Annotated in this window: 6 protein-coding genes; 3 read left to right on the top strand and 3 right to left on the bottom strand. The window is 72.0% G+C overall.

From position 1 onward, the window contains the following. Both TA90_RS04420 and TA90_RS04415 read right to left on the bottom strand, forming a co-directional pair. The coding region (locus tag TA90_RS04420) for a DUF6541 family protein (RefSeq protein WP_331394256.1) at window positions 1-1503 on the bottom strand (1503 nt) is incomplete at its 3' end. Between the two features lie 54 nt (window positions 1504-1557). Continuing rightward, window positions 1558-2259: a DedA family protein gene (locus tag TA90_RS04415; protein ID WP_187120089.1), complete on the bottom strand. Its 702-nt coding sequence runs from the start codon at window positions 2257-2259 to the stop codon at window positions 1558-1560. A gap of 244 nt (window positions 2260-2503) precedes the next feature. Here TA90_RS04415 and TA90_RS15485 point away from each other — a divergent pair, with 244 nt between their 5' ends. Beyond that, complete coding sequence (locus TA90_RS15485) at window positions 2504-2782, top strand: hypothetical protein (protein WP_052450501.1); 279 nt, start codon at window positions 2504-2506, stop codon at window positions 2780-2782. Continuing rightward, on the top strand, window positions 2734-5085 hold the full coding sequence (locus tag TA90_RS04410) for a lysylphosphatidylglycerol synthase transmembrane domain-containing protein (protein ID WP_052450500.1): 2352 nt from the start codon (window positions 2734-2736) through the stop codon (window positions 5083-5085). The genes TA90_RS15485 and TA90_RS04410 overlap by 49 nt, the downstream gene beginning before the upstream one ends. Before the next feature lie 97 nt (window positions 5086-5182). Here the strand turns inward: TA90_RS04410 and TA90_RS04405 are convergent, their stop codons facing one another. After that, window positions 5183-6847, bottom strand: coding sequence for an alpha/beta hydrolase (locus tag TA90_RS04405; RefSeq protein WP_052450502.1), 1665 nt, complete (start codon window positions 6845-6847; stop codon window positions 5183-5185). A gap of 303 nt (window positions 6848-7150) precedes the next feature. Here TA90_RS04405 and TA90_RS04400 point away from each other — a divergent pair, with 303 nt between their 5' ends. Then, on the top strand, window positions 7151-8236 hold the full coding sequence (locus TA90_RS04400) for a Gfo/Idh/MocA family protein (protein ID WP_197067844.1): 1086 nt from the start codon (window positions 7151-7153) through the stop codon (window positions 8234-8236). The last annotated feature ends 314 nt before the right edge of the window (window positions 8237-8550 follow it).

Raw genomic sequence — 8550 nt, 5'->3', positions numbered from 1 at the left:
GACGGCAGTGCCGGGGACGGCAGTGCCGGCCGCGGCACCGGTCACCGCGTCGGTGTCGCCGCTCCGGACCGTCACGGCGTCCGCGTCGGTGTCGACGTCACGACCGACGCCGACGTCGCCACCATCCGCGAGGTCCTCGGGATCCACGGGTGCCCCGGGGAGGCGCCAGTCGGGGAAGGAAGTGGCGGCCAGGGAGTCCCAGGAGCGCACCGCGGTCACCGTCGCGTACACGCCGGCGACCATGAGCAGGGCGATCACCGTCACCGTCATCGCCAGGCCCGGGGTGCTGTCGAACGGCGGGAAGGGTGTGAGGAAGTGGGAGAACGCCTCCGCCCAGCCCTGCCCGTGGCGCGGGTAGCGGCCCATGGCGCGCAGCCTCTCGGTGGTCAGTGCCCACAACGGGACCCCCACCACCGCGACTGCGGCCAGGGCCAGCACGACCGCAGTGCCCGACTCGCGCAGCCACAGGGAGCGGCGCACCATCCGTGACAACCCCGCCAGGAGTGGGGGTGCGAGCACCGCGAGGAGGGCGAAGACGGCGGAGGGATGGGCCGAGCCGACCCCGAGCACCGCGAGGAGGAACAGCCCCGACAGGGGCAGGTGGCGCACCGCACCGCCCAGCCCGCCCACCGTGGAGCGGGTGAGGCGGCGGCCGAGGACCACCGCGAGTGCCGCGGTACCGGGGAGCAGCGCCACACCCGTGGCGTTGGGCCACTGGCTGTACATGGTCAGGGCGTCGGCGGGCATGCTGAGCATGCACCCGGCCAGCACCGGTGCCGCGAGCACCGCCACCCGCGAGGTCGACACCACGGCGGTGAAGGCGGTGCACCCCACGACCCAGATGCCCATGAGCAGCAGGCTCGTCACATTGGCGACCTGCACGACGCTGGTGGGCACGGCGAAGAGCGCCGTGAACGCGTGCCAGGCGATGGGATAGGTGATCGCGCGTCCCCCGTAGAGGGGGGAGAGCCCGCCCGCGGGCTGGGCCTGACCGGTGTGGAGGATGGTCCACACCCCGTTCAGGTGGAAGACGGGGTCCCACTGCTGCACGGGGTCGGCCGGGTCCGCCGACACGACGAGGGGGGCCACCGCGACGACCCACCCCACGCCCACGAGGCACCAGGCCGCCACGCGTGCGCGTCGGGGGAGGATCCGGTAGGCACGCGACGAGGGCGCGTCCCCCAGCAACGGGGGCCTGACAGTGACCGGATCACCCAGCACGTCCCCGACGAGGGGGTGGCGACGGGTGCGGACCCGGAACACGACGAGACCCACCAGGGCCACGACGGCCAGGAGTGGGAGGACGGTGCGCCCCGACCAGAAGATCCCCAGGGCGTGGTAGGCGATCGAGACGATCGTCACCAGGGCGAAGGTGAGCGCGGGCGCCACGGCTGCGGAGACGACCGCGGAGCGCACGGAGGCGCGCACCCAGAAGTAGCCGGGCAGCACGACGGTGGCGACCATCGCCACCAGCACGGGGAGCAGAGCACACCAGGCGAGCATTCGTGACCGACCTCGTTCGACGACGTCACCGGGCGGACCCGGTGGGGGTTGACCCTACTCTGCCCCGTCGGGTTGCCCCTGTGCGGGGGCACGCCCGGGCAGGTCCGGATCCGCGACGGGGAGGATGCCCGTCCCGGACTCCTCCACGGCCTCGACGACCTCCGCGGCGATCCCGTCCGCCGCGAGCGCCTCGGCCCGCGCACGACGACGCTGGAGGAGGACCTCGACGACCATCGGCACCAACGAGACGAGGACGATGAGCATGATGAGCACGGACAGGTTGTCGTGCACGAACTGCACTCCGCCCAGTGCGGATCCGGCGTAGGTGATGCCCACACCCCACAGCAGGGAGCCCAGTGAGTTGTAGGCGACGAACTTCCCGTAGGGGTAGCGCGCAATGCCTGCAGCCAGCGGGATGAAGGTGCGCACGAAGGGGATGAAGCGTCCGATGACGAGGGAGCGGCCCCCGTAGCGGGTGAAGTACTCCTCGGCCTTGTCCAGGTGCTCGGTGCGCAGGAACCGCGCATCGTCCTTGAACAGACGTCTTCCGTAGCGCCTGCCGAGCCAGTACCCGACCTGTGCCCCGAGGAAGGCGGCGACGAAGGTCAGGCCGATGAGGGTGGGCAGGTGGAGCCCGAGGCGTTCGTGGAGCAGACCCGCTGTGAAGAGCAGGGAGTCACCGGGCAGGACGGGGAAGAGCACACCCGACTCGATGAAGACGATGAGGAGGGTCCCCCACAGGACCCAGGGCCCCATTGCCAGGAGCAGGGTCTCGGGGTCGTGGAACCATCCGATGACCGTGTTCAGCCATGACGCACCCAGTGGCGTGGCGAGGATGAGGGGGGTGAGCACGTCGACCTTCCGTCGGGGGCAGGAGTCCTTGCTCCCCAGACTAGCGGTGCCGGACGGAGTGGCGGGCACAGGACCGCGCGGAGCCCACCGCGCGGTCGGGCCGGGGGCCCCGGGCCGCACGAGGGCGCCCCTCGCCTAGACTGCTCGCATGACGGACACGACCTCGGGCACGGCCACGGGCGCCGGGGCCGGGGCCGCTCCTCCGCCACCGCGCCTGACCCGCCCCGCCTACTTCGCCGATCGCGTCCCGGTGCGCCAGCGGCGCCGGGAGGACCTCATCGACGCGGCCCTGGCCGCGGTGGGCGTCGGGCTCGTGTGGGTCTTCGGCCTGTACGCGCACTCGACGACGGAGGGCGTCATCGAGGACGTGCGCAGCGTGTGTTCGCCAACGTCATCCGCCAGGTGCTCCTGCTGCCCGTCACGTTGATCGAGGGCCTGGTCGTCCTCGTCGCCCCGATCGCCATCATCATCTCCCTGGCCCGACGCAAGCGGCTGAGCTCGATCGTGGAGTTCCTGATGGCGGGAACCGTCACCGCACTGGCCGGCTGGGGGCTGCTCGTGGTCCTCGAGCACGTCCCCGAGACGATCACCCAGCCCCTGCGCATCACCGCCGACGGCCAGAGCTCGATCGTCCTCAACCTGGCGATCATGGCCCTGGCCGCGGCCTTCTCCGCGGCGGACGAGTCCTCGAACATGCGCTCGGTGCGCTACTCGTGGTGGGGCCTGTGGACCATCACCTTCCTCGGGGTCATCCGCGGGGTCATGACCCTGCCCGGCGCCCTCATCTCCGTGCTCTTCGGACGCGCCTTCGGGTCCATGGCCCGGTGGGTGCTGGGTTTCGAGGACCGACGCGCCACGGGGGTCGACATCGTCGAGGGCCTGCTCTCCATCGGCATCGTCCCCTCACGGGTGGTCCGCACGGACCTGGACACCGAGGAGGACCCGCTGCGCACCTGGGCGATCGGCGAGGGGGCACCCTCCCCGGGCGCGCAGGACGGCCCCGACTCCCGCACCACGCACTCGCTGCGCCAGTACGACACCGACGTCGACCTGGTCGAGTACACCGTCACCCGGCGCCCCGAGGTCGACTCCTCACGCCACTACCAGGCCTGGGACGACTCCGGGGTCCCCCTGGAGATCATCGTCGTCGACCCGGGCCGGGAGCTCACCGGCACCATGGTGGACGTCTGGAACAACCTGCGCCTGCGTGGGATCTCGCGATGGATCTCCCCCTCCATCAAGGCCAATGCCGAGCGCGCCATGCTGACCTCCCTATCGGCCATGCGAGCCGGGGTCCACGTGCCGGAGCCCCTCGGGCTGGCCCAGGCGGGGGACTCCCTGCTCGTCGTCCACCGTGCCCTGCCCCCCACCACCACCCTTCGGGACGCCCCCGAGGACGTCGTCACCGACGCCGTGCTCGACCAGGCCTGGCGCCAGCTCGCCCGCGCCCACTCCCGCTCGATCTCCCACCGCGACCTCGGTTTCGACTCCGTGGTCCTGGATCCGGCGGGGACCGTCTGGCTGACCGACTGGGAGCGGGGGGAGGTCGCCACCACCGAACTCAACCGACGCATCGACCTCGCACAGATGCTGGTCCTCCTGGCCACCTGCGTCGGGGCGGAGCGTGCACTGGAGTCCGCCCGCCGCGTGGTCGGCACGGCGACGCTGCAGGAGTGCGCGCCCGTGCTCCAGCGCGCGGTCCTCCCCAGCGACGTCAACGCCGCGGTGCGGCGCACCGACCTCGTCTCCGACCTGCGCGACGCGATCGTGGGCGACTCGCCCGACGAGGGCGTCCAGATGCTCAACCTGCAGCGCTTCGCACCGCGGACCGTCATCATGGTCGGCATCGGCATGGTGGCGCTGGTCGTCGTCCTGGGCACCATGAACTTCCAGGACATCGTCAGCGCGGTGACGGAGGCGAACCCGGCCTGGATCGTCGTCGCCTTCGCCCTGGCCTCCCTGACGTGGGTGGGCGGGGCGATCCCCCTGGTCGCCTTCTCCACGGAGCGCATCAGGCTCGGGGACGCGGTCCTCGCCCAGGTGGCGGCGTCCATCGTGACCGTCGTGGCCCCGGCGGGCATCGGCCCGGCGGCCCTCAACCTGCGCTTCCTCAACAAGCAGAAGGTGCCCACCGCCATGGCGGCGACCACCGTCACCCTCATGCAGGTCTCGCAGTTCCTCACCACGGTCCTGCTCCTGCTCGTCATCCTCCTGACCTCGGGCTCGACCCTGGGCGTGTCCCTGCCCTACACGGCGATCCTCGCCGTGGCGGCCGTGCTCGTGGTCGTCGTGGCGGTCGTGGTGGCGACCCCCCGGCTGCGCACGTGGATCTGGGAGAAGGTCCAGCCGACCTGGATGCAGGTCTACCCCCGCGTCCTGTGGCTGGTGGGCCAGCCGCGTCGGATCCTCGCGGTCCTGGGTGGGAACCTCCTGATGAACGTCGGCTTCATCGGCTCCTTCGCCGCCTCCCTGGCGGCCTTCGGGGGGAGGCTGGACCTCATGGCCCTGGCGGTCACGTACCTCGCCTCGAACTCCCTGGGCTCCGTCGTGCCCTCGCCGGGCGGCATCGGTCCGGTCGAGGCGGCCCTCACCGCCGGGCTCCAGGTGGCCGGCATCCCGCTGTCGGTCGCCCTGTCGACCGCCGTGGTCTACCGCCTGGTGACCTTCTACGGGCGCATCCCCTTCGGGTGGGTCGCCATGAAGGTCATGCAGAAGCGCGACCTCCTCTGATCCCGGTGGCTCCTCCTCCGCGCCGGGAGGATCCCGCACCGAGGAGGCCGCCCACCACCTGACCGCGGTCGCACCCTCCACGTCGAGGGGAACGAGCTCACTGGCGGTCCGACATCGCGATGTTGGCTGAGATGGCCTGGCCGATGCGGGCACGCACGTCCCCGTCGACCCACGACCCCTCGGGCAGCCCTGCGGGGCGTGCGTCGTCGTGGAGGCCGAGGATGCCCTCCCACAGGGGTACCAACTCCTCGTGGTAGCTGTGGCCGTGGCCGCCGGGGATGGTGCCGGCGACCGGCAGGTCCGCCAGCACCTGGATGAATGTCGCCCCCCGCGTGAACTCCATGTCCCGGGACACGTCACGACCCGCCTTCTCGCGCAGCCAGTCGGGCTGGTACCAGAACAGCGACCCCGAGCACCACACGACCGGGTCCGAGGGGTGCTGGGCGTAGACGACGCGCGGGTGGCCCCACGGGCCCAGCTCACGACCGTAGACGTCGGCGGTGAGGTCCTGGGGGGCGTTGACGAAGCGGACGTGTCGGGCGTTGTCGTAGACGGGCGCCACCTCCGGGCTCCCCCGGTGCCGGGCGCGGGTGAGCTCACGGTGCAGGGGGGTGAACGAGGGCGTCCCCACCCACAGCGCACCCGCCACACCCGCCAGGACCTCGTCGAGGTCCTCGAAGACCTCCTGGCAGGCGAAGGCCCCCAGTGACTCCCCCGAGACGTACAGGGCCGGCCGGTGCCCCTCGGGCAGCTGGTCGATGGCGTCGCGGACCGCTCGGTAGAGCAGCCTGGCCGCCTCCACCGACACGTCCAGACCGGTGAGGAAGTTGATGGAGGAGGGCACGTAGGAGTACTGCATCGACGCGGTGGCACAGTCCCCGCCCGTCAGGTACTCCACCGGCTGGACCTGCCACTCGTCGACCCACCCGGAACCGGTGGCGATGCTCACCACGATGACGGCGCGGTCGAAGGCACCGGTGCGGTGGAGCTCCTCGACGACCAGGTCGGCGCACCCCTGGAGCCCGTCGGGGTGGCGGGGCATGCCGGAGTACACGCGGATCGGCTCCTTGGCGGGGCGCCCGGTGACGGCCTCGATGTCCGCCCGGTGCGGCCCCCGGCCCAGGAACACCCGGCCCTGTCCACCCACCGACTCCCAGGTCGAGGGGGAGGCCGGGGACCCGGAGCGTTCGGGTTCGGTGGGTTGGTAGATTCCGCGCGCGGTGCGCGTGTTCATCGTCCAGGCATGCCGGGAGAAGAACCGGACGATGCCGTGCAGGAGGACCCGCGAGCTCAGGACGAAGACGAGCAGCCCGACCACTGCGCCGGCGATCACCCAGGCCAGCACCTCGGGCAGCCAACGGTCGAGCAGGTCGACCACGCGCCGTCCGACCCAGGCGAGGGCCCCGAGCAGGCCGACCAGCACGTAGGCGAGGACGAGGGACCCCGCGAGACCCAGCACGTAGGCGCGACCCGACTCCGGGGGCATCTCGACGAGCCCGGCAGCCCGGCGGGAGGCGAGGAAGGACATGACGACGGCACGCATGAACCAGAGGAGGAAGAGGGCGACCAGGGCCCACCGGAACCACTCCTCGGCCTGTGGGGTCGCATGGATGCTCAGCCCGGACCATTGCATGACCCACGCGCCGGAGGTCTCCAGCACCACACCCAGCGCGTACCCGCCCGCCATGAGCACCCCGGAGACCGCGGCGTGCCACCACCAGCTGCGGGGCAGCAACGACGGCGACACGGACACCGCGTACATCACCAGGGCCAGGACCAGACCGAGCAGTGAGGACGGGAGCAAGGGGCCCTCCTCAGTGGCAGTGTCGCGGCGCGCGGCCGGGATCGTCCGGTGTCATGGGACCCACCCCCGGGGGGTGCAGGCGGGACCATTGTAGGGACGGCCCGTGACCCCGCGGCAACGTGGACGGACTCCCCCATGTCCCTCCTCCGTCATCGGGGTGGACCCGCCCACGGGCACAGGGAGTGGACCGGCGGTGGGGCGCGCGCACACCGGAGGAGACCGGTGGTGACGCCGGCCCCTCCGGGGTGACAGAATCTGTGCATGACGACATCGCCGTGGATGCACTCCTCCCTGCCCGCCCTCCCGCCCGCCCTCGCCGACGTCGCATCCGGTGTCGAACTGCCCGATCCCATGGACGCCCCGGCCCTGCGCTGGGGGATCATCGGGGCCGGCGGCATCGCGCGCACCTTCGCCCGCGACGTCCCCCTCCACACGCGATCCTCCGTCGTCGCGGTCGGTGCCCGCGACCTCGGCCGCGCCAGGGCCTTCGCCGATGAGTTCGGCGTGGACCACGCCCACGGGAGCTACGAGGAGCTCGTCAGCGACCCGGATGTGGACGCCGTCTACGTCTCCACCGTCCACCCCATGCACGCCCGCAACGCGATCCTCGCGCTCGAGGCCGGGAAGCCCGTGCTCGTGGAGAAGTCCTTCACGATCTCCGCCCGGGAGGCCCGCGAGGTCCTGGACCTCGCCGCATGCTCCGGCCTGTTCGCGATGGAGGCGATGTGGAGCCGCCAGCTGCCCCACTACCGCGTCATCCGTCAGGTCGTGGAGAACGGGGCGCTCGGGCGCGTGGTCTCGGTGGAGGCCGACCACGGACAGTCCCTCCTGGACGTGCCGCGCATGACCGAGCCCGAGCTCGGTGGTGGTGCGCTCCTCGACCTCGGGGTCTACCCGATCTCGTTCCTCCACTGGGTGCTCGGCAAGCCCCCCGTCATCTCCGCCACCGGACGGCTCCTCGCCTCCACCGGTGTGGACGCGGCGGACGCGGTGACCTTCGGTTCGGACTCCGCGATCGGCGTGGCGCGCTGCAACCTCGACGGTCGCTCGGCCACCGCTGCCGAGGTCGTCTTCGAGCAGGGTGCGCTGGAGCTCCCCGTCCAGTTCTACCGGCCGGGTGTGCTGCGCCTGCGGACGTTCCCCGAGGGCGGACCTGCGGACGGGACCGTCGTCGAGTGGGACGCGACGCTCCCGGGTGGGTTCCAGTACGAGGCCGCCGAAGTCGCCCGTTGCCTGGCGGCAGGCGTCACCCAGTCCCCGGCGATGACCTGGCAGGACTCCATCGAGGTCATGGAGATCATGGACGAGGTCCGCGCCCAGGTGGGTGTCGCCTACCCCTGGGAGTGAGCACACGGCCGGGGCCGCGCCACGGACCGCGCCCCCCGCACTGACCTGCACTGACCTGCACTGACCTGCCACGGTGGGCCCGGGCGGTGTCCACGGTACGGGCGCCGGGGACCGCTGCCGGGACGGACCGGGACGGTGGGCATACCCTGTTGCGGTCCACCACTTGGAGAAGCAACCGATGCCCCTGACCCCCAGGTCCACCCCCGACGGCCGCCCCCCGGCCGAGGAGCCCCCCGGCACGACGCCCGCCCACCACGCTGCTGGCCGCGGCACGGCGCCCACCCGTTCGGCCCCCACCCCGGCCGACCTGCCCA

This window comes from Actinomyces polynesiensis, assembly GCF_000820725.1.
Lineage (GTDB): Bacteria > Actinomycetota > Actinomycetes > Actinomycetales > Actinomycetaceae > Pauljensenia > Pauljensenia polynesiensis.
Note: the sequence above shows the minus strand (reverse complement) of the source record. Positions and strands in the feature narration are given on the sequence as shown.

Coding starts and splice junctions, on each gene's coding strand:
- TA90_RS15485 (WP_052450501.1), top strand. CDS start 2,504: ATGACGGACACGACCTCGGGCACGGCCACGGGCGCCGGGGCCGGGGCC.
- TA90_RS04405 (WP_052450502.1), bottom strand. CDS start 6,847: ATGTACGCGGTGTCCGTGTCGCCGTCGTTGCTGCCCCGCAGCTGGTGG.
- TA90_RS04415 (WP_187120089.1), bottom strand. CDS start 2,259: ATGGGGCCCTGGGTCCTGTGGGGGACCCTCCTCATCGTCTTCATCGAG.
- TA90_RS04400 (WP_197067844.1), top strand. CDS start 7,151: ATGACGACATCGCCGTGGATGCACTCCTCCCTGCCCGCCCTCCCGCCC.